The organism is Pseudoalteromonas distincta (genome assembly GCF_005877035.1).
In the GTDB taxonomy this organism is placed as follows: Bacteria; Pseudomonadota; Gammaproteobacteria; order Enterobacterales; family Alteromonadaceae; genus Pseudoalteromonas; species Pseudoalteromonas distincta.
On sequence record NZ_CP040559.1, the window covers coordinates 613,191 to 633,604 of the forward strand.

At 40.1% G+C, this 20,414-nt stretch carries 20 protein-coding genes and 1 pseudogene; 13 read left to right on the forward strand and 8 right to left on the reverse strand.

The features are described 5' to 3' along the window. Positions 1 to 32: 32 nt before the first annotated feature. A complete protein-coding gene (locus FFU37_RS19465) occupies positions 33 to 1,112 on the reverse strand; it encodes a ketoacyl-ACP synthase III (protein WP_138490366.1) in 1,080 nt (359 codons plus the stop codon). Positions 1,113 to 1,265: 153 nt separating this feature from the next. On the opposite strand from FFU37_RS19465, the gene FFU37_RS19470 reads away from it, so the two are divergent. From FFU37_RS19470 to FFU37_RS19500, 7 genes and pseudogenes are all read left to right on the forward strand, one after another. Next, complete coding sequence (locus FFU37_RS19470) at positions 1,266 to 2,573, forward strand: metal-dependent hydrolase family protein (RefSeq protein WP_138490367.1); 1,308 nt, start codon at positions 1,266 to 1,268, stop codon at positions 2,571 to 2,573. 8 nt (positions 2,574 to 2,581) lie between these two features. After that, positions 2,582 to 2,986, forward strand: coding sequence for a nuclear transport factor 2 family protein (locus tag FFU37_RS19475; protein ID WP_002959009.1), 405 nt, complete (start codon positions 2,582 to 2,584; stop codon positions 2,984 to 2,986). A 61-nt stretch (positions 2,987 to 3,047) separates the two neighbouring features. Beyond that, a complete protein-coding gene (locus tag FFU37_RS19480) occupies positions 3,048 to 4,289 on the forward strand; it encodes an ATP-binding protein (protein WP_175413931.1) in 1,242 nt (413 codons plus the stop codon). Continuing rightward, on the forward strand, positions 4,286 to 4,813 hold the full coding sequence (locus tag FFU37_RS19485; RefSeq protein WP_138490369.1) for a response regulator transcription factor: 528 nt from the start codon (positions 4,286 to 4,288) through the stop codon (positions 4,811 to 4,813). The genes FFU37_RS19480 and FFU37_RS19485 overlap by 4 nt, the downstream gene beginning before the upstream one ends. A gap of 27 nt (positions 4,814 to 4,840) precedes the next feature. Beyond that, positions 4,841 to 5,263, forward strand: coding sequence for a thiol-disulfide oxidoreductase DCC family protein (locus FFU37_RS19490; protein ID WP_138490370.1), 423 nt, complete (start codon positions 4,841 to 4,843; stop codon positions 5,261 to 5,263). Between the two features lie 121 nt (positions 5,264 to 5,384). Beyond that, on the forward strand, positions 5,385 to 5,663 hold the full coding sequence (locus FFU37_RS19495) for a peptidylprolyl isomerase (RefSeq protein ID WP_002959014.1): 279 nt from the start codon (positions 5,385 to 5,387) through the stop codon (positions 5,661 to 5,663). Between the two features lie 226 nt (positions 5,664 to 5,889). After that, a pseudogene (locus FFU37_RS19500) lies at positions 5,890 to 5,994 on the forward strand (peptidylprolyl isomerase); the annotation flags it as partial. An 80-nt stretch (positions 5,995 to 6,074) separates the two neighbouring features. On the opposite strand, the gene FFU37_RS19505 reads toward FFU37_RS19500, so the two are convergent. From FFU37_RS19505 to FFU37_RS19530, 6 genes are all read right to left on the reverse strand, one after another. Further along, the gene (locus tag FFU37_RS19505; protein ID WP_039488466.1) at positions 6,075 to 6,422 is read right to left on the reverse strand and encodes an energy transducer TonB; all 348 of its coding nucleotides are present in this window, start codon (positions 6,420 to 6,422) and stop codon (positions 6,075 to 6,077) included. A gap of 165 nt (positions 6,423 to 6,587) precedes the next feature. After that, entirely contained in the window at positions 6,588 to 7,247 is a 660-nt protein-coding gene (locus FFU37_RS19510) for a DsbA family oxidoreductase (protein WP_024591839.1), read from the reverse strand. A gap of 114 nt (positions 7,248 to 7,361) precedes the next feature. Beyond that, complete coding sequence (locus FFU37_RS19515; RefSeq protein WP_138490371.1) at positions 7,362 to 8,582, reverse strand: M24 family metallopeptidase; 1,221 nt, start codon at positions 8,580 to 8,582, stop codon at positions 7,362 to 7,364. Between the two features lie 101 nt (positions 8,583 to 8,683). Then, positions 8,684 to 9,292 (reverse strand): flavin reductase family protein, encoded by a 609-nt coding sequence (locus FFU37_RS19520; RefSeq protein WP_007375568.1) that lies wholly within the window; start codon positions 9,290 to 9,292, stop codon positions 8,684 to 8,686. Positions 9,293 to 9,301: 9 nt separating this feature from the next. After that, positions 9,302 to 10,024, reverse strand: coding sequence for an SDR family NAD(P)-dependent oxidoreductase (locus tag FFU37_RS19525; RefSeq protein WP_138490372.1), 723 nt, complete (start codon positions 10,022 to 10,024; stop codon positions 9,302 to 9,304). After that, the gene (locus FFU37_RS19530; RefSeq protein WP_024594554.1) at positions 10,021 to 10,419 is read right to left on the reverse strand and encodes a thiol-disulfide oxidoreductase DCC family protein; all 399 of its coding nucleotides are present in this window, start codon (positions 10,417 to 10,419) and stop codon (positions 10,021 to 10,023) included. Before FFU37_RS19530 ends, FFU37_RS19525 begins: the two co-directional genes overlap by 4 nt. A 120-nt stretch (positions 10,420 to 10,539) precedes the next feature. Here FFU37_RS19530 and ppc point away from each other — a divergent pair, with 120 nt between their 5' ends. After that, a complete protein-coding gene (gene ppc / locus FFU37_RS19535) occupies positions 10,540 to 13,185 on the forward strand; it encodes a phosphoenolpyruvate carboxylase (protein WP_002959021.1) in 2,646 nt (881 codons plus the stop codon). 159 nt (positions 13,186 to 13,344) lie between these two features. Further along, positions 13,345 to 14,271: a cytidine deaminase gene (cdd, locus tag FFU37_RS19540; protein ID WP_138490373.1), complete on the forward strand. Its 927-nt coding sequence runs from the start codon at positions 13,345 to 13,347 to the stop codon at positions 14,269 to 14,271. 94 nt (positions 14,272 to 14,365) lie between these two features. Here cdd and udp read toward each other — a convergent pair whose 3' ends face one another. Next, positions 14,366 to 15,121, reverse strand: a complete 756-nt coding sequence (udp, locus tag FFU37_RS19545) for a uridine phosphorylase (protein WP_007375563.1) — start codon at positions 15,119 to 15,121, stop codon at positions 14,366 to 14,368. Positions 15,122 to 15,575: 454 nt separating this feature from the next. Here udp and FFU37_RS19550 point away from each other — a divergent pair, with 454 nt between their 5' ends. The 4 genes from FFU37_RS19550 to FFU37_RS19570 all read left to right on the forward strand — a co-directional run bounded on the left by FFU37_RS19550 (position 15,576) and on the right by FFU37_RS19570 (position 20,407). Continuing rightward, positions 15,576 to 16,685, forward strand: a complete 1,110-nt coding sequence (locus FFU37_RS19550; protein ID WP_024605708.1) for an arginase family protein — start codon at positions 15,576 to 15,578, stop codon at positions 16,683 to 16,685. A 129-nt stretch (positions 16,686 to 16,814) separates the two neighbouring features. After that, the gene (locus FFU37_RS19555) at positions 16,815 to 17,504 is read left to right on the forward strand and encodes a transporter substrate-binding domain-containing protein (RefSeq protein ID WP_138490374.1); all 690 of its coding nucleotides are present in this window, start codon (positions 16,815 to 16,817) and stop codon (positions 17,502 to 17,504) included. Between the two features lie 147 nt (positions 17,505 to 17,651). Continuing rightward, positions 17,652 to 18,953 (forward strand): polyamine export protein PaeA, encoded by a 1,302-nt coding sequence (gene paeA / locus FFU37_RS19560; protein WP_002959027.1) that lies wholly within the window; start codon positions 17,652 to 17,654, stop codon positions 18,951 to 18,953. A 284-nt stretch (positions 18,954 to 19,237) separates the two neighbouring features. Next, on the forward strand, positions 19,238 to 20,407 hold the full coding sequence (locus FFU37_RS19570) for an efflux RND transporter periplasmic adaptor subunit (protein ID WP_024594995.1): 1,170 nt from the start codon (positions 19,238 to 19,240) through the stop codon (positions 20,405 to 20,407). Positions 20,408 to 20,414: the final 7 nt, after the last annotated feature.

Here is a 20,414-nt window from a genome sequence, read left to right on the forward strand (position 1 = left end):
TGCGTTTTAAATGTGGCTTATTATATGCTGCGTTAGCTTTGCTCGGCTTCTTTACATGCTTTAACTGCTGGTGCTACTAGCTCTAAACCAGTTTTATCACACGGCGGTAAAGCAGCATCGCTTACACTAATAGGCGTTACACGTTCGCCCCATTTTATGTAACTTGCAGCCCATGTAAGGCCTGCACCAAATGCTGCAGACATAATGTTTGAATGCGGTTTAATTAACCCTTGCTCAACGGCTTCACATAACGCAATAGCAATAGTCGCAGCAGAGGTATTACCATACTCACCAATGTTAACCATTACTTTTTCGTCAGGTACTTTTAAGCGATGCTGAATAGCCTGAATAATACGTAAGTTAGCTTGGTGTGGAACGAGTACATTAATGTCGTCAAGGCTTAAGTTGGCCTGTTTCAGTACGTCGTCGCACGCTTCACTCATACCTTTTACAGCACGTTTAAAAATTTCACGACCTTCAAATAATAAATCAGATGGACCAATTGGCTCATACTTATTTAAATCGCTACCAAAGTTGGTGATGTGTAAAATATCGCGGTCTTCGCTGTCACAACCGGTTTTGGTACCAAGTAGACCAGCTGGGGTATCTGCCGCTTCAAGTACTACTGCACCTGCGCCATCGCCAAATAAAACAGCGCTGTCGCGACGTGCCCAGTTTACGTACCAGGTCATACGCTCAGCGGCAATGACGACTGCTTTTTTAATCATACCCGCTTGAATTTGTGCTGTTGCAGCTTGCAACGCATATAAAAAGCCCGAGCATGCAGCGTTTGTATCCATTGCGGCAGCGCCTGTTGCACCAATGTTTTTTTGCACTTGTGAGGCGGTATTTGCCACAACAGTAGAAGGTGTACAGGTCGCTAATATCACTAAATCAATATCTTTAGGATCAATGCCTGCGCACGCAATAGCATGCTTAGCAGCAACGGTTGCCAGCTCAGCGGTACTTACATGACTCACTCGGCGAGATTTAATGCCAGTACGCGTGGTTATCCACTCGTCGGTGGTATCAACTATTTCACTAATTTCATCGTTGCTAATGCTTGCTGGTGGAATGCATTTACCCCAACCAGTGATATGTGCGTAAGGCATAGTATGTTCTCTTAAGGTGGTCTGACATGTGTTACTAATGGGGGAGTTATACCAAAAAACGGCTTTCAAGACTAGTTTATAGCATGTTTTGTATCGTAAATATTCGCAATTACAGGTTATTTAAGGTAATGCTAGTATAAAAAAGGAGCAAGTATGAAAACAACACTAATAACAACATTCACTTCAATAACGCTGGCATTAATAACAAATGGGGCTTTTGCTCAACAGCATAAAATTATTTATGCTGGCAGTTTACTTGCATCCGAGGATCAAAAAGTAAAAACAGAGCAAACGTTAGTCATCACAGATAATACAATAACAGCCATTAAAAACGGCTACCTCACAAAAGCAGAACTTAACCTACCTGATGCCGATATTATCAATCTTAAAAATCAATTTGTAATGCCTGGTCTTATCGATATGCATGTTCACGTTACGTTTGAGCGAGATTCAAAAGCAAACCCTCACCGCTGGGCTACAGAATATGATGCCGATTATGCTTTGCGCTCAATTAAATATTTACAACGTACGCTCGATGCGGGTTTTACATCAGTGCGTGATTTAGGTAGCGATCACAAAGTTATATTTCCGCTAAAACGTGCTATTGAGCGAAATGATATTAACGGCCCTCGCATTTTTGCAGCGGGTAATACAATATCGCCTACCGGTGGACACGCAGATATGCACGGTTATCGAAAAGATATTACAGATGCGGTTACAGGCGGGATTGGTATTTGTAATGGCGCGGATGATTGTAGCCGTGCGGTACGCGAGGTAATTAAAAGTGGTGCTGATGTAATTAAAATTACTGCCACGGGTGGGGTACTAAGTAATACCGCTGCTGGTGTTAACCAACAACTTACAGATGCAGAACTGATTGCAATTGTTGATACGGCTCACCACTTAGGGCGTAAAGTTACAGCCCATGCACACGGTACACAAGGTATAAAAGCGGCCTTAAAAGCCGGTGTGGATTCCATTGAGCATGGCTCTTACTTAGATAAAGAGGCAATAAAGTTATTTAAAAAAACGGGAGCTTATTTAGTACCGACGCTTTTAGCGGGTGCAACGGTCAGTGAAGAGGTGCTTACAAATCCAAATATGCCACCGGCAATAGCCGATAAAGTGCGTGAAGTAACTCCAAAAATGCAGGCTTCGTTTAAACTTGCACTGAAAAATAAGGTTAATATAGCCTTTGGAACAGACTCTGGGGTGTCGCGTCATGGGCTTAATGCTAACGAATTTAGTCTAATGGTAAACAATGGTATGAGCGAAGCCCAAGCTATTAAATCAGCAACCATACATGCAGCTAAACTGCTGGGGCAAAGCGCACTCATTGGCGACTTGAGTGTTGGTAAACAAGCAGATATTATCAGTGTGAATGGCTCACCGCTTAAAAATATCGACGTACTTAAAAACGTACAATTTGTTATGAAAGCCGGGCAAGTTTATAAACAATAGGGAAGGTTATGAGCAGCAAAATAAAAGTGTCGTTGTTTAATCATTTGATTGAAGCTGAGCGCCAGTTACTAGACCCAGAAGTTCGCCAATCTGAGCGCGCATTAGATGCTTTACTCGATGATGAATTTATCGAAATTGCTGCCAATGGCACTACATTTAATAAATACCAAGTACTTACCCGCTTACCTACCGAGGTTGTGCCACAGTTTTATAATCAGCATTTTAAGGGCCGAATGCTGAGCGATGATGTGGTGCAACTTAGTTACCAAGCTGCTTTTAGGCGCTCTGCTCGCGCTGAGTTTAATTATTCATTGCGTATGTCGCTTTGGCGTAAAAGTAATGAACAATGGAAAATGGTGTTTCACCAAGGAACGCCTTGTGCGCCGTTTTCAATTTCGATGGATGATGATTAAAAATCATATAACCGTTAAAATAACCTTATTAAACATTTGATTGGGCAATAACCTGTTGTTAATGCGTACCGACCCCACCATTAGTCGATTATTAATGCTGCGAAGCGGCGCTATTGCCGTGCAATTAATTGCGGTACTTAGCGTTTATTTTTTACTAGAACATCAAATTGCATTACTGCCTTTACTTATTGTTATTGCCGTTGAGGCTGTGTTTCAGCTTATTAGCCTATTTGCTTATCGTAATGTAAGTCGCGCAAAACCTTTGGGTATGTTGATGCAGTTAACTGCAGACGTATTATTTTTAACGGTTTTACTATCGCTAAGCGGCGGTGCAACTAATGCATTTGTTTCGCTGTTATTGCTCCCGATAATGATCGCTGCTGTTACGCTGCGAGAAAAAGGATTAGCTTATATTGCGGTATTAGCCATTGCCGCATACAGTTTGCTACTTATAAAGATGCCCGATCACAGTATGCATCAAATGAATATGAGTAGTCATTTTATTGGCATGTGGGTTAATTTTGTTTTAAGTGCCAGCGTAATTGCACTTGTTATTGGCGCAATGAGCAGGGCACTTAAAGAGCGAGAGCGAATTATTGCAAACGTGCGTGAAAAACAATTGCGTAATGAACAGCTTGTTACCCTTGATGGGGCCGCTGCACAAATCACCCATCAACTAGCGACCCCAATTGCAAATTTACAGCTATTGTTTGAAGAGTTATTAGAAGACCAACCAAACAACCCTATTGTAAAGCACATGCAAGCGCCGCTTACTCAGTGTAGTACGCAACTTAACGACTTTAGAAAACTCTCAGAGCAATTACGTCTTAAAAATTCACAAGAGCATACCACCGTAAAGCAACTGCAAACGCAAATTACAGATACGCTTTTACTGCAATACCCTGATCAGCACATTAAATGGATTACGCCACCTATTGCGGCAACGCTATTGAGTGATGCGATGTTATTGCCTGCTATTTTAAATTTATTGCAAAATGCTGCGCTCGCTAATCAAAAACAAGGCCAAACTCAATTAGAGCTGAGTTGGCAGCAAGATAACTTACATAGTGAGTGCGTTTACTTGTTAATTCGCGATTTTGGCCGTGGCTTTTCATCATCGCAATTAGCAGAGCTGGGTGGTCAACTTATGCCAAGCGATCAAGGAATGGGGCTTGCTGTGCTTTTATCAAACGTTACTTTTGAGCGTTTAAATGGCTCACTTACCTTGTTTAACCATGCAGATGGCGGCGCTGTCGGCAAAGTTAAACTTGCTATTGTAAACACTGAGAATAACGCCTCATGAAGTTACTTATAATTGAAGACGACATAAATTTAGCCAGCACACTGGCAAGGCGCTTAACTAAACAAAGCTTTACCTGTGAGGTGGCGCATAACCAAAGTGATGCGTTACTTGCTGCGCGTAAATTATTGCCCGACTTTGTTTTATTAGACATGAAACTAGGAGACGATAACGGACTGACACTAATAAAGCCGCTGCGTAGTTTGCTCCCCCAAGCTCATATTGTTTTACTAACCGGGTTTGCAAGTATAGCAACCGCAGTAGAGGCAATGCGTTTAGGCGCAAACGATTACCTTACTAAGCCGGTTGATATGGCAACATTATTAAAAGCGCTTAACACCGATCCTGTGGCATCGGCATCGAATGTTATTGATGATGCGGTTATGTCGCCGGAGCGCTTAGAGTGGGAGCATATTCAACAAGTATTACACAGTAATAATGGCAATGTGTCGGTTACCGCGCGGCAACTTAATATGCATAGACGTACTTTGCAGCGCAAGTTACAAAAAAAGCCGGTGCAGCAGTAATTTATTACTTAATTTAAGGAAAGTGTTATGAGCGATGATGCAGTGACAATAATGCAAAATCAAAAAATTATATTATTTGATGCGCAATGTAAGCTGTGCAGCGCGTGGTGTAACTTTATTATTGCTCACGATAAAAATACTATTTTTAAATTATGCAGCGTGCAATCTCCAAAAGGAGAACTGTTGTTAACACACTTTGGTTTTTCAACCAGTGAATACGCTTCAATGGTGCTTGTTGAAAATGGTAAAGCATTTACACAAAGCCATGCTTTTTTTAATGTTGTTAAGCAGCTAGGTTACCCATACAAACTAGCAAACGTATTTAGTATTTTGCCAAATAGTTTTAATAATTGGCTATACGATAGGGTTGCTTTAAACCGCTATACGTTATTTGGTAAATATCAGTACTGCAGAATACCCAACCCAGATGATGCTAAACATTATTTATAAATTAGGCGTTAATACAATGCAGTAGCGTTAATACACTGCAGTATAAGTAGATGCTAGGTTTATAGGGTTGTGTTAAAATCGCCGCGTTTAATTTTAGCTAACGGTATAAAAGGCTTTTTTCATGGCAAACACAGCACATGCACTTCACATTTTGGTAAAGCACAAAGAGATTGCAGAAGATATTATTAAGCAATTAGGTAAAGGTGCAAAGTTTCAGACCTTAGCTAAAAAATACTCATCATGCCCATCGGGTAAAAAAGGCGGTGACTTAGGTGAATTTAGACGCGGACAAATGGTCCCTCAGTTTGATAAAATTGCATTTAAAGGCGCAATTTTAGAACCCCACCTAGTTAAAACAAAATTTGGCTGGCATGTAATTAAAGTACTTTATCGTACTTAGTTTATTTAAACTGTTTAGCGATTAACGCGTCTTAGCAAGCGTCTATTTCATCACCTATCCTAAATTTACACTTTGACGAACTAAGAATTAGGATGGGTGTCATCTTAGTTTATTGCCTTAGGAACTTCAGCCACAGTTGTTACAAATCCTTCTGGATGGATAGGACACTTGGCCGGTGATTTATTAGGCTGTCTGCGTAAAAATAGGTGCCTGTCTTGCTTAATATCTACCACAGTTCGATAAGGTTGCATTTAAAGGCGAAATTTTAGAGCCCCACCTAGTTAAAACTAAATTTGGCTGGCATGTAATTAAAGTACTTTATCGTACTTAGTTTACTTTTAAGTAAAGAAGTAACCTTCGCTGTATAGAAAAAGGCTGCAATGTGCAGCTTTTTTTAGTTTTAGTTAGTTATTATTTTGCTAAATTAAAATCTATAGTCATTTCTAAGTCTTCATCAACTACCGCAATACCATTAACTACTTTAGGTGCATAACGCCATTTAGAAAGAGAGCGAATCGCTGCTTTATCAAAAATTTTCACAGGCTCAGCTTTAATCACTTTAATATTAACTGGCTTACCAGATGTATCTACATCAAAAGACATTGTCACACTACCTTCAATTTTTTCACGGACACTTTTAATTGGATACTCCGCAGGACTGGGCATTATCAGTGTAGAGTTAGGGCTATCAGGTAGATGTGTTGTCGAACAAGCGGTTAAAAGAAACAGTGACGTCAATGTTGTAATTATATATTTCATTATAAATCCCTTTGTAGGTATTATTATCGATTTGTTAGAGGTCGTTTCTATAATGACACCAAAAGAGATTCAAGGTAAATAATAAATTTGTCTTTTTTGAACTGATGAATATACAAGAAAGGCTGCAATGTGCAGCCTTTCTTAATTTTAAACTTTATTTGTGTATTAAGCGTCTTGCTTAGCTTCTTCTTCACTAATTTGTTTTAGTGCTTGAATGAATGAGTCGCTTGGTTGTCCGCCAGTAAGTGCATACTTATCGTTTATGATAAACGTAGGTACTGACGTAATACCCATCTGTTTAAAGTTGTCTTGCTCTTGGCGTACGTCTTGTACGTATTTGTCTGAATGTAGAATACCGCGTGCAGTTTCTTTATCAAGACCTACTTTTTCAACAACGTCGAGTAGTGCTTCTTCTTGATTTAAGTATTTTAAATCAGTGAAGTGCGCTTCAAAAAAGGCGAGTTTTAGCTTCGTTTGCTTACCTTCTTCACGTGCCCACATTAATAAACGATGCAAATCAAAGCTGTTGATCATGATACGTTTGCCATCAAAATTAAAGGTAAACCCAGCACGCTGACCGGCTTCGAACATGTTTTTACGATTTTCGTCGCCTTGCTCTTCACTTAGGTTGTACTTTTGCATTAAGTGTTCGTTTAAGTCTTGACCTTCAATTGGCATATCTGGGTTTAGTTCAAAAGGATGCCACGTAATATCTGCGCTCATTTCGTCTTTGAGTTGCTCTAGTGCAGTTTCTAGGTTTTTATAACCCACTACACACCAAGGGCACATTACGTCTGAAACGATATCAATTTTAAAGTTTTTCATATTTATCCTTTTGAGGATTGCTTTGGTATAACAGGGGATATTGGGATGAACTGCACTTTATCAATGCCAAACTAAAAAGAGCAGCTAAGCAGCTGCTCTTGAAGGTATTCAGTTTTAAGCGTTAAGGCCAAATGGGTCGTCAATACTATAACTTGGTTGTGTAAACCAATGAGGGCCGTTGTCGGTCATGTAAAAATGATCTTCTAAACGCACGCCAAATTCATCGGGTATAACTAACATTGGCTCGTTACTAAAGCACATGCCTGGGGCAAGTAGGGTTTTATCACCGCCAACTAAGTATGGCCATTCGTGAATATCTAGCCCAATGCCGTGCCCCGTTCGATGCGGGCAACCCGGTGTTTGGTACTGCGGGCCTAGCCCTTGCGCTGCTAAATAGTTACGTGCGCCCGCGTCAACGTCTTCGCACGTAGCACCAATTTTAGCTGCATTAAACGCGGCCATTTGCGCTGCTTTTTCATGATCCCAAAACATCCGTTGGCGCATTGTTGGTTCGCCAAATACATAGGTACGGGTTATATCTGATAAGTAATCGTGTACTTTACAGCCAGTATCAATTAGTACCATATCGCCTTTTTTAAGTATTTGGGCATCTTTAACACCGTGCGGGAAAGACGTTGCAACACCAAATAAAACAATACAGAAATAGTTACCTGGTGCACCTACTTTTTGGTGTGCTTGCTTAATAAAAGCTTCTACTTCGGTGGTGGTTATTCCCTCATAAAGCATGCTTGCTGTGGCTTGATGTACGGCTAAGGTCATGTCCATCGCGCGTTGCATTAAGCTAAGTTCATGAACTGATTTATGCATACGGCAATGCGCCGTTACAGGTTGTGCATTTATGAGGGTTAAACCCATTTGTGCTTTATTAATGCCGTCGAATATAAAAAATTGTGCGCTTTCATCAATGCCAATAGTTGCGTTTTCATTAATGTTTAACTTTTTTAATACTTCGACAAAAAGTGCATAAGGATTTTCGTGCTCTTGCCACCCATGAATAGGCCCATCTATTACTTTAAACCCGTTTAGTGAACCAATTTCGAAATAAGGCGCAATGTATTGTACTTCACCAAGGGCGGGTAATATCGCGCCAACCATACGTTCGCTCGCGTACCATTTCATGCCTGTAAAGTAGGTAAGGTTGGTGCCAGCGTTTAAATAAATTGCATCTATGTTGTTTGCTAGCATATACGCTTGAGCCTTGGCTATGCGCTCTAAATGTTCGTCAGCTGCGATAGGGGTCAGCGTTTGCGTCATGTTACTTAGGCTTGCCAGCGCTTGCTCGCTTGATTGTGTACCAATACCTATGGTGGTCATATTTTTCTCCTTGGATTTTTAGCTAGTGTGATTAATACCAAGGTAAAATTCAATGTTATGCGATAAGAGGCTATTAGTTTATAGCCTCTTAAAATGGCATATTATTTTTTAGCGTAAGGTAAACGCGTGAGTTTATTACTTGTGTGGTAGCTATCAAGCCCGGTTACTGCCACCGTTTCAATAGCCTGTAAATCTAAAAAGCCATCACTTTGAAGTGCTACTTCATCTAAATACACATCAGTGATTTCACCGATTACAAGCTCTGTGCCATTGATGGCTAAATGTTGGTTTTCTACAAATTTAACCGAGTACTTTAAGCGGCTTTCTTTAACAAAAGGCGCTGCAAAGTCATTTAAATATTCGGGCGTTAAACCTGTCGCCGCAAATTCCGACTCGCCTTTGTCGTAGCGGGCTGATGTTTGATGAGCTTGCTTATAAATAGCTTTATTAACCTGGTTAATGGTGTAACTACCGGTTTCGATTATGTTTTCGAACGTATGTCGAGGCACGCTATTTGGGCGCATTATCATGCCAACTAGCGGCGGATGAGCCCCTAAATGAATAACAGAGCTAACAATGGCGAGATTAGTATTGCCTTGTTTGTCTTGCGTGCCAATTAAGTTGGCGCTTTTAAAACCCGAAAGCGAATTAATTAAATGAGTACGAGTGTGTTTTTCAAGTGCGTTTATGCGTTCTTTAGTAAAATGCATTAAAGGTCCTTACCACGGTATGGTTTTGCCTTGCCAATCTAAGTAGGCAGGCTCACCATTGAGTTCTAAATGAAGGTTATTAAAAGTAAGTGTAAAAAGCTGCTTAGCTACAAATTCAGCTGTAAAGAGTTTTCCAGCGGGTACGTTTTTTTGAAATGGCTTTGAAAGCGCAGTATCAGTAGTCCCTGGGTGAAATAAAACGAGCTTGGTATTTTTAGCTCGGCGTGAAAGCTCAATCGCTGCGGTTTTAAATAGCATGTTAAGAGCTGCCTTAGAGGCGCGATACGTATACCAACCGCCTAATTTATTGTCGTTAATGCTGCCTACACGCGCACTGAGTGCTGTAATAGTACAGTGCGTTTTATGTGTTAAGAGCGGCAAAATACTCTGCAAGCAAAGTAGGGGAGTTAGGGTGTTTGAATTGAGAAGTTGGCTAAAATACTCAGCGTCTAAATCCTCCAGCTTTTTTTCGGGCATATGGGTTTCGTTGTGCAGTGTACCATTGAATATAATAACTTGTTGTATATCGGCATTTTGCTCTTTTAGGTAATTAGTAACGCGCGCTAAACTTTGTTTTGTGTAGTCAGTATGCAGGTGGACAACACTAGAGTCAGATTCAATACTTTTTGAACTAATACAAACAATCTGATGAGTAGGCGTGTTTATTTGTAAATGTTCTATATATGCATTTGCTATGGCACTGCTTGCGCCGAATAAAACAATGATTTTCATTTATCACCTTTTGCTTTTAGTCCACATTGGCCGTTACTGCACTGAGTATTTGGCATTAAAAAGCGACTGATGGGGTGCCTATACTTAGCAAATAACAGGTATCCGCAGTCAGCGAAAAAGCGAATTATTGGCAAGCGAAAAATTTTCAACCAGCTGTGTTTACCCACTATTTTCCATGCTTCGTACGTTACATCAAGCCCGTAAATCATTTCACCTGATTGCTTTTGGGCTTGCAGGTAGTTCATTGCTTTGTCTTTATCAATATACGAGTAGCGTTCACTAAAGTCGCTCGCGTTAAGATCTTCAAGCGTAATTAGATTTTTAGAGTCTGCGTGTTTTAGTTGCTGCATTTCGGTGCTGCAAAGAGGGCAGTTTCCATCGTAAAAAATGATCATGTAATTGCTTTGTGATTATTTTATATATACTTTTTTACGACAAGACATTGCAAATGGATCTATTAAATATCTCTTCATGATGATATTAATAGTGTCCTACGAAACAAAGGAGAATGAGAAATGAGTGAACAATATGCCGCCTTGCGAGGTAATGTAAATTTACTTGGGCAATTACTAGGACAAACTATTAAGGATGCTCAAGGCCAAGCTATTTTAGATAAAGTAGAAGAAATTCGGGCTTTATCTAAATCATCTCGCAGTGGTAATGAAGACGACAGACAAGCGCTAATAGACGTTTTACATGCGCTTAGTGATGAAGAGCTTTTGCCGGTTGCCCGTTCATTTAATCATTTTTTAAACCTTGCTAATGTAGCAGAACAATTTCATACCGTTTCGCGTTTTAATGACGTTGGCCTTGGTCAACAAAACCCTCTCACTCAAACATTAAAAACGTTAGTTACAAAAGCAGAACAAGGCCAGCTAGATAGTAATCATTTGGCCGAAACACTCTCAAAACTCCACATAAACTTAGTATTAACCGCCCACCCAACCGAGGTGACGCGCCGTACTATTATTAACAAACATGTTGAACTAAGTGATTGCTTAGCGTCATTAGAGCGAAAAGATAACTTACCGCTAGAGCGAGATGCTATTTTAAATCGTATTGAACAGCTTATTAGCCAGGCTTGGCATACCGACGACATTCGTCGCTCTCGCCCAACGCCAGTTGATGAAGCTAAATGGGGTTATGCGGTAATCGAAAACAGTCTTTGGCACGCTGTTCCGCGCTTTTTACGTGAATTTTCAGCCAATGTTAAAGAGCAATTAAGTTTAGAGCTACCAAAAGATTACAGCCCGATTGAGTTCACATCTTGGATGGGTGGAGACCGTGATGGAAATCCATTTGTAACATCGCAGGTTACAGCAGAGGTGCTTGACCACGGTCGTTGGATGGCGCTTAACTTATATATTCAAGATTTAAAAACGTTATGCGCTGAACTCTCTATGTCAGACGCCAGTGATGAGCTTATTGAGTTGGCAGGTCAAGACTTTGAACCATACAGAGCGGTGATCAAAAAGCTTAAAAACCAAGTTGCAGAGACCGTGGCTCACCTTGGCGCTAAAATTAAAAATAAGCGTAGCGATTCACAAGATTTAATTACCGATATTAATCAGCTTAAGCACCCTGTAGAGGTCTGCTACCGCTCGTTATTAAAGTGTAATATGAAAGTAGTTGCTGATGGCTTATTGCTTGATTTACTCTACCGTATTAATAGCTTTGGCTTGCGTTTAGCTAAACTCGATGTGCGCCAAGACTCGTCTCGTCACAGCGATGTTTTTTCTGAGCTGACTCGTTATTTAGGTTTAGGCGACTACAACCAATGGCAAGAGCAAGATAAACAAGCTTTTTTACTTACTGAGCTTAACTCTCGCAGACCGCTTATTCCAAAACATTGGCAACCAAGCCCTGATGTTCAAGAAGTGCTAGATACCTTTGACGTTATTGCTAAGCAAGACGAACAAACATTTGGCTTGTATATTATTTCGATGGCGCGAACAGCATCAGACATTTTAGCAGTACAATTATTGCTAAAAGAAAGCGGCTGTAGCTTTGATTTACCAGTAGCACCCTTGTTTGAAACACTTGACGATTTAAACGCAGGCAGTGATGTAATTACTACATTACTTGATAATGTTTGGTATCGCGGGCACATTAAAAACACCCAAAATGTAATGATTGGTTACTCTGATTCTGCTAAAGATGCCGGTATGATGGCAGCTGGTTGGGCGCAGTACGAAGCAATGGATAAACTAGTGCAGCTTGCTGATGAGCGTGGTATTGAACTTATTTTATTCCACGGACGTGGTGGCACAGTAGGGCGTGGTGGCGCACCTGCTGCACAAGCGCTGCATTCACAACCGCCAGGCTCATTAAAAGGTGGCTTGCGTGTAACCGAGCAAGGCGAGATGATTCGCTTTAAATTTGGTTTACCCGATGTAGCACTGCAAAGCTTAAATATTTACGCAGGTGCAGTACTACAAAGTAACTTATTACCGCCGCCGGAACCAAAACCGCAGTGGCGCGAAGTAATGAAGCTAATAAGTGAGGAGTCGTGTGAACACTACCGTAATGTAGTTCGCCACGATGAAAACTTTGTACCTTACTTCAGAATGGCAACGCCTGAGCTTGAGCTGTCTAAGTTGCCGCTTGGCTCGCGTCCTGCAAAACGTAATCCTAATGGTGGCGTTGAAAGCCTGCGTGCTATTCCATGGATTTTTGCGTGGAGCCAAAACCGTTTAATGCTTCCTGCATGGTTAGGTGCGTTAACTGGCTTAAAAGCTGCGCTTAATAAGTACGGCGCAGAAACACTCAACGAAATGAGCCTACAGTGGCCATTCTTTAGATCGCGCCTAGAAATGCTAGAAATGGTATTTAGTAAAGCCGATTGCTGGTTGAGTGAGCATTACGATAATGCGCTGGTGGAAGATATGTACAAACCATTGGGTGTAACACTTCGTAAAGAGCTTCAAGAAGCGATTAGCTTGGTGCAATCACTTAGCCCACAAAAAAGCCTACTCGCCGAACAACCTTGGATTAAGGAGTCGATTAGTTTACGTAATCCGTACACCGATCCACTTAACCTATTACAAGTTGAGCTTTTACGCCGTGCTCGCTCAGAGGAAAAACGAAACGAAGGTGACATTGATAATGCGTTAATGATCACGATGACAGGTATAGCTGCAGGTATGCGTAATACCGGCTAACGTGCTATTTGTTAGGTATACCAATTAATTATTTTGTTAGGTATACCAGTTAAAATTAAAGGGAGCACGCGATGTGCTCCCTTTTTTTGCGTTAAATAGGCTGGTATTTAACACCCTAACCTTTTAAACTACTTAGCCATTGAATAATTAAAAAATATTATGGCTTCAGCAACTTTTACTGTACAGCAAGATACAGCACTTACAAATTCGCACTTCACATTAAGCGTAGCGCAAACAGCGTCATTACGTAGTCAATTAAAATCACAAAGTGGCATATTAAATTCTAATAATATTAAAGCGTTATGCACGCAACTCAATGTGTCTGATGATGTATTACTACAAGGTTTAATACCTTTAGCTTCTGAGTATGCCGTTGCACCAGTGTCAGATTTTCATGTAGGCGCAATTGTTAAAGCGCTTGATGAAAAGGGTGAGGTAAACTTTTACTTTGGTGCAAATGTAGAGTTTGATCATCAAGCATTGAGTTTAGTGGTTCATGCAGAGCAATCGGCTATAAATAACGCATGGTTAAACGGCGCTAAAAAAATAGTTAAAATTGCGATTAGCGATGCGCCTTGTGGGTATTGTCGCCAGTTTATGAACGAACTAGCTGATGCGAAAGAGTTTGATATTTTACTTCCTGATCAGCAATTTAAACTTGCTGAATTACTGCCGCATTCATTTGGACCTACCGATTTAGGTAACGAATTTAGCTTATTTAACCCAAAACCACAGCAAGGTAATTTTAGCGCTGAAGACCTTGATGAAACCCTTGCGCGTTTTGCACTTAATGCGTACGTGCCTTACAGCCAAAACTTTAGCGCCGTAAAAATAAGTACATTTAGTGATGGTGATTTTTACGGAAGTTACGCCGAAAATGCAGCTTACAGTCCAAGTTTATCGCCACTACAAAGTGCACTAAGTCAGTTCTTTTTAGCTGGGCTTAGCTTTAACGAAAGTACGGTGAAGGGAATAACATTGCTCGAAACAGCGGGTCGTGAAAACCAGTCGCAAGTGGCAAAAGCTGTACTTGCCAGTTTTACGCATTTACCAGCACTTAAAGTAATTAGCGCACCACTTAAATAGTGGCTTGCATACAATAAAGCACAGCCGGCGCTGTGCTTTGTTAAAGCGAGCCATTCTATCGAATTAACTCACTCACTGACTACTATAACCTGTATTAATCAAGTAATACTTTAGCTGCTTCTAATACTACTGCTACAGATTTACGCTCAATTTCACCGTGGTCTACATTTGGTATTTCTTGGCGAGTACGGTTAACAAGTACGCCTGCTACACATGCTGCTTGTAATCCAAGGGCTGCACACATAGTAAATAATGTTGCCGATTCCATTTCGTAGTTCATCACGCCCAATTTTTGCCACTCTTCGCAGCTACCTTGTAGTGATTTAGGAACGTAACCAGAGTGCGTATCGTAACGCTCTTGCCCTGGGTAGAATGTATCGCTTGATGCAGTAATACCAATATGAAAATCGATATTTAGGTTTTTACATGCTTGTACCATAGCTTGTGTTGCATAAAAGTCAGATACAGCAGGGTAGCTAAGTGGTGCAAAATGTTGGCTAGCTCCATCTAAACGTACAGACGCTTGGCTAATTAAAATTTCGCCTTCGTTAATGTGTGGCTGAATTGCACCGGTTGTACCAATACGTAAAAATTTACGCACGCCAAGTTGTGCTAATTCTTCTACTGCAATCGACGTAGATGGACCACCAATACCTGTAGAACATATAACCACAGAGTGGCCGTTTAATTGACCTAAATAAACATGAAACTCGCGAGTTTGAGCAAGGCAGGTTGGGTTGTCTAGGAATTGTGAAATACGTGCTGCACGATCTGGATCGCCCGGTACAATCGCAAGTTTTGCACCTTTAAGATCGTCAATACATAGTCCTAAGTGAAATACCTTTTCCATAGCTAAGCCTTTTATAATAATTTGTTGTCAATCTAGCATGATTGCTAGAAACGTTTACCAAGTACAGGACGATTGTCCGTTTTATCTTAACTCTTCCAATAAAGCCTTAATAATTTTAAGGGCTAATTTGATTTATTCACCAACTATGAATATTCACTCAAGTACTTATATACGTAGCCTTGTTACGCTGTTGACATGTTCAAGCAGACATAATAAGTATCACTCAAGCGCGTAACTACGATTAAATGGATGATTACAAAGTTTCATTAATATCAAATAAATTCAATGGCTTAAATTTTTAGTGAACACGTAAAAACCAACGTGTTTACTTATATTAAGCACTGACTTATTTAGCAAAGTGGCATTTATTTGAAGTTTAGGCATTTTTAGTGATTTTGCATAACTAATCAAAAGTAATTAGCTACGTACAGAATAAAAACCGAAGGAGTTTATTATGAGCACACAATTTGAAGCATTTAAAAACAAAGTTGAGCACTGTTTGTGCGCACCGGGCGATGGCGTATACACAGTAAATACTGCAAAAGAGCGCAAAGCCGCGCTGCGTAATAAACTTTACGGACAAACTGAAAACGTTGATAATTTGTGGCGCGAGTCTTTAAACGAATTACCAAACTCACCACATAAAGCCGTTATGTTAGGTATTAGCTCCGACTGTGGCGGTGGGATATTACGCGGCGCAAACTGGGGACCGTTGTTTGTGCGCTCAGCATTAATTGACCAGCAACCGCAGTGTCATTCGTTTGACTTAGGAGATGTACGTGTGATCCCACATTTACTTCATGACAAATACCTAAATGATGCAACCATTTCTAATTGCCAAAAAGCCTTATATGGTGATGAAGATAACGACTATTACGTAAGCCCGTTATCAATCACTGAAGATGTGTGCGACAGTTTTTACGCAACGTTTAAAGATAAAGGATTATTTGGTATTGGTGGCGATCACTCAATTAGTTACCCACTTACTAAAGCGTACTTAAAAGCAAAACGTGAACAAGGTAAGCGCACGGCTATTATTCACTTTGACGCGCATACTGATTTACTTGTGGAGCGCTTAGGTATTGATTTATGTTTTGGCTCGTGGTGTACACATATATTAGAGTTTTTACCGGCGCCGCATCATTTAATACAATTTGGTATACGCTCAAGTGGCAAGCCTAAAGCGCATTGGGAAAATACTTTTGGTGTTAAACAGCACTGGGCACATGAAATCATTGAACGCGGCGCAGCAGCGGTTGCTGCCGACGCTATTGCACAGTTAAAAGCCGATAACGTTGATGAAATATACGTAAGCTTTGATATTGATGCACTTGATGCTGAATTTGCATCCGCCACAGGTACGCCAGAGCATCACGGTTTAACGCCTCAGCATGCGCTTGATATTTTATCAGCCATTGCGGATGAGTTTCCTATTACGGGTGCAGATATGATGGAGATAGCGCCATTTACCGACAGCTCTTTAGTTGGTCAATCAAGCTCTGAGACGACACTTAGAGAAGGCGCTAAAATTTCAGCCTTTTTAATTAGTGCAATGAACAAGTAAGCTGTAGAAGCTATAAAGGCTAGCACTATCAGCGTATAAGTGTGCATCACATGACTAAAAACTAGCAGTTCATAAAGCCTCAGCTATATTTATTAAATACATATAATGAGTTAGTTGAGGCCTCGCTAGATGAAATTGTTGATCTTTTTATTGTTCATTAGCTGTATTAAAGTTGATGCAGCTGAAATTACAATAGTAACGGAAGTATTTCCGGACTTTCAGTATATTAATGAAGATAACAAACTCGTTGGCCGCTCTGTCGAAAAAGTTCATAAAGCGCTAGAAGGTACAGGTATAAACTACACTATGTTGGCGCATAGTTGGGCCATATCCTACAATGCAGCGCTACGCGATAAAAACACCTGTATATTTTCGATTGTTCGATTACCTAATAGAGAAAGTAAGTTTAACTGGGTAGGCGAACTGGAAAGCTTTGACTCTGCCATTTATGGTCTAAAATCCAGAGGTATAAAGTTAAACACTCTCAATGATGCTAAAAAATACAAAATAGCAGTACTGCGTGATAACTTTAGTCATCATTATTTGCTTGAAAGGGGCTTTAGTGAAAGCAAGCATTTATTACTCATCGATAGCCTAGATAAAATAGATAAACTCATAAGCACTCGTCACCATATACTTGATTTTGTTATCCTCAACAAAAAGCAATTTAACTATCGAGTTAAAACAGAGCCTAAGCTTGAGTTACTAGAACCATTACTTGATTTAAATACAACTCAGTCTCCGTTATTTTTTGCCTGTAATATAAATATGGATCCGGCTTTAGTTTCTCAATTAAAAGTTGCCTTTCATAAAATTTAAGCACTTTAAACTCACTGTTTTACCCCTTAAATAATTGAAAATTAATAGCTTAAATATATTTCGTAAATATAAATTGCTGCGTTTAAAAAACCGATTATAATCCAGCTGCTTTTTGTTTAAAAAAGCGCTAACTTATTGGAGCGTTAAATGGGTGATTTAATCGGGATTAGCTTATTGATCTTGATCAGTGCGTTGTTTGCTATGTCAGAAATAGCAATTGCAGCGTCGCGTAAAATAAAACTGCGAGTAATGGCAGATGAAGGAAATATAAAAGCAGCAGCGGTATTAAAGCTACAAGAAAATCCAGGGGCTTTTTTTGCCATGATCCAAATAGCACTCAACGCGATTGCGATATTGGGTGGTATTGTGGGCGAGCAGGCTTTATCGCCTTATGTTGAAAGTGTTTTAGTGCTTTTTTATCAAGGTGCACACTTAGAAAAAATTAGCTTTTTATTCTCATTTTTTACTATTACATCTCTGTTTATCTTGTTCGCCGATTTAATGCCAAAGCGTTTAGCGATGATCATGCCAGAAGCTGTCGCTGTTAGAGTCGTTACAATAATGCGCTGGGTAACCTTTGCCTTAACTCCGCTAGTGATGTTTTTTAATGGGGTAACGAACTTTGTGCTGCGCTTATTTAAAGTGCCCGCTGAGCGAGAAGACAACGTTACAACTGAGGACATTGTTGCCATGATGGAAGCGGGTGCTGCATATGGTAGTTTGCAAAAGCAAGAATATGAACTCATTGGTAATGTGTTTGACCTAGAAGCGCGGTTTTTATCAAGCGTAATGACGCCACGCGACCAAATTGTCTATTTTGATTTAAACGAATCTAGCCATGATATTGCGACCAAAATTATTGATCACCCTCATAATCACTTTTTAGTAGTGTCAGGAAATTTAGATAAATTGCATGGCTCTGTTGAATCTAAAGATATTTTACGACAAGTACTAAAAGGCGAAGCCGCCAATATAAACGATGAGCTGATTGATAAAGATGTTTTTTACTTACCGGAAACATTAAGCCTATCAGAAGCTTTAAATGCGTTTAAAAGCGCAGCAAAGCCATTTGCTGTTGTCGTAAACGAATATGCGCTTTCGGTAGGTATTGTAACGGTAAAAGACTTAATGAAAGGGTTTATGGGTGATTTAATTACTCATCAAGGTGATGAATTAATTATAGAGCGCGATAAAAATTCATGGCTTGTAGATGGGTTAACTCCAATTACCGATTTAGCAAAGGTACTTGATATAGAAGAATTTCCTGATCAGATGCACTATGAAACTGTCGCTGGATTTTTAATTTACAGTATGAAGCGAATCCCTAAACGTGCAGAGCATTTAACTTTTTCAGGCTTTAAGTTTGAAGTTGTTGATGTAGAGGGAATTAGGGTAGAGCAGTTGTTAGTTTCAAGAGTTATTAATCCACAGAACGACAACCCCCTTTAAAAAGTAAGATAGTCGTTTATATAAATAGCCAAGCTGTTTTTGCTTGGCTTTTTTATGCCTATTTAAAAGCTTCGTTCCTAAAATGAGTGATTATTTCAACCTGTTTAATTGCTTTATTTTCAAACAGCTCTGATTCTATTTTCATCAAATTAACATTAAATGCTACCTAAGGCGTATATTGTACTCAATAGTGTAAGTTTGTGTAAATTTCTCCTTATTAAGATTCATTATCAGCGCATTTTAATTTAGAATGATCGTTCACTCTAAACTAAAAGGTATTTAACATGCAGCGTTCCCGCATCGCTTTATTTGTATTGTCAGCCCTCGTCGGTTCTGTTGCTTTAACTGGTTGTGATCAGGCTGCTGAGCAGTCACAAGCTTCAGCTCCTAAAGCTGTCCCAGTGGGTGTAATTACAGTAAAAAGCCAAGCGCTTACTCTCAAAAAAGAACTTCCTGGTCGCATTAGTGCATTTCAAATTGCTGAAATTCGTCCACAAGTAAGTGGTATTGTGCAATCTCGTTTATTTGTTGAAGGTAATGAGGTTAAACAAGGCCAAGCACTGTATCAAATAGACCCTGCTACATTTGAAGCAGACTTAGCAGCAAGTGAAGCAAGCGTAGCGCGCGCAGAGGCAAGCATTGCCAGCTCTAAATCAAAAGCATCGCGTTATAAAGAGCTTTTAAAAATTAAAGCCGTGAGCCAACAAGATTTTGATGAAGCAGATGCCGCATACAAGCAAGCTAATGCTGAATTATTAACAGCTAAAGCGCAGTTAAAATCAGCGCAAATTAATCTCGATTACAGCCACGTCTCTTCTCCTATTAGTGGTCAAATTAGTAAATCAAGCGTAACAGTGGGTGCACTCGTAAGTGCCAATCAAAGTACAGCACTTGCTACAGTAACTCAGCTTGATCCAATTTATATCGATTTAACACAATCAAGTAATGAGCTAACCCAACTTAAAAAAGCAATATCATCAGGTGCTCTAACTGTCGATTCGGCTAGCCAAACTGACGTTGAACTTATTATGGAAGATGGCTCTATTTATCCTCATAAAGGCACATTGCAGTTTTCTGAAGTGACCGTTGATCCAAGTACTGGCTCAGTAACACTGCGTGCTAAATTTTCAAACCCAGAAAAATTATTACTGCCTGGCATGTATGCTCGAGCTTCTATTGTGGAAGGTGTTAAGGCGGGTGCTATTTTAGCTCCGCAACGTGGCGTTAGCCGTAATTCAAAAGGCGAACCAACAGCAATGGTTGTCAGTAAAGACAACACAGTAGAAAGCCGCGTATTGAAAGTAGATAGAACTATTGGTTCTGATTGGCTTGTTACTGATGGCCTGAGTGATGGCGATAAGTTAATAGTAGAAGGTTTACAAAAAATCCGCCCTGGTGCACCTGTGAACCCATCTGAAATTCAATCGTCTGCTAAAGCCGATCAAGCGCAATAACGGAGAG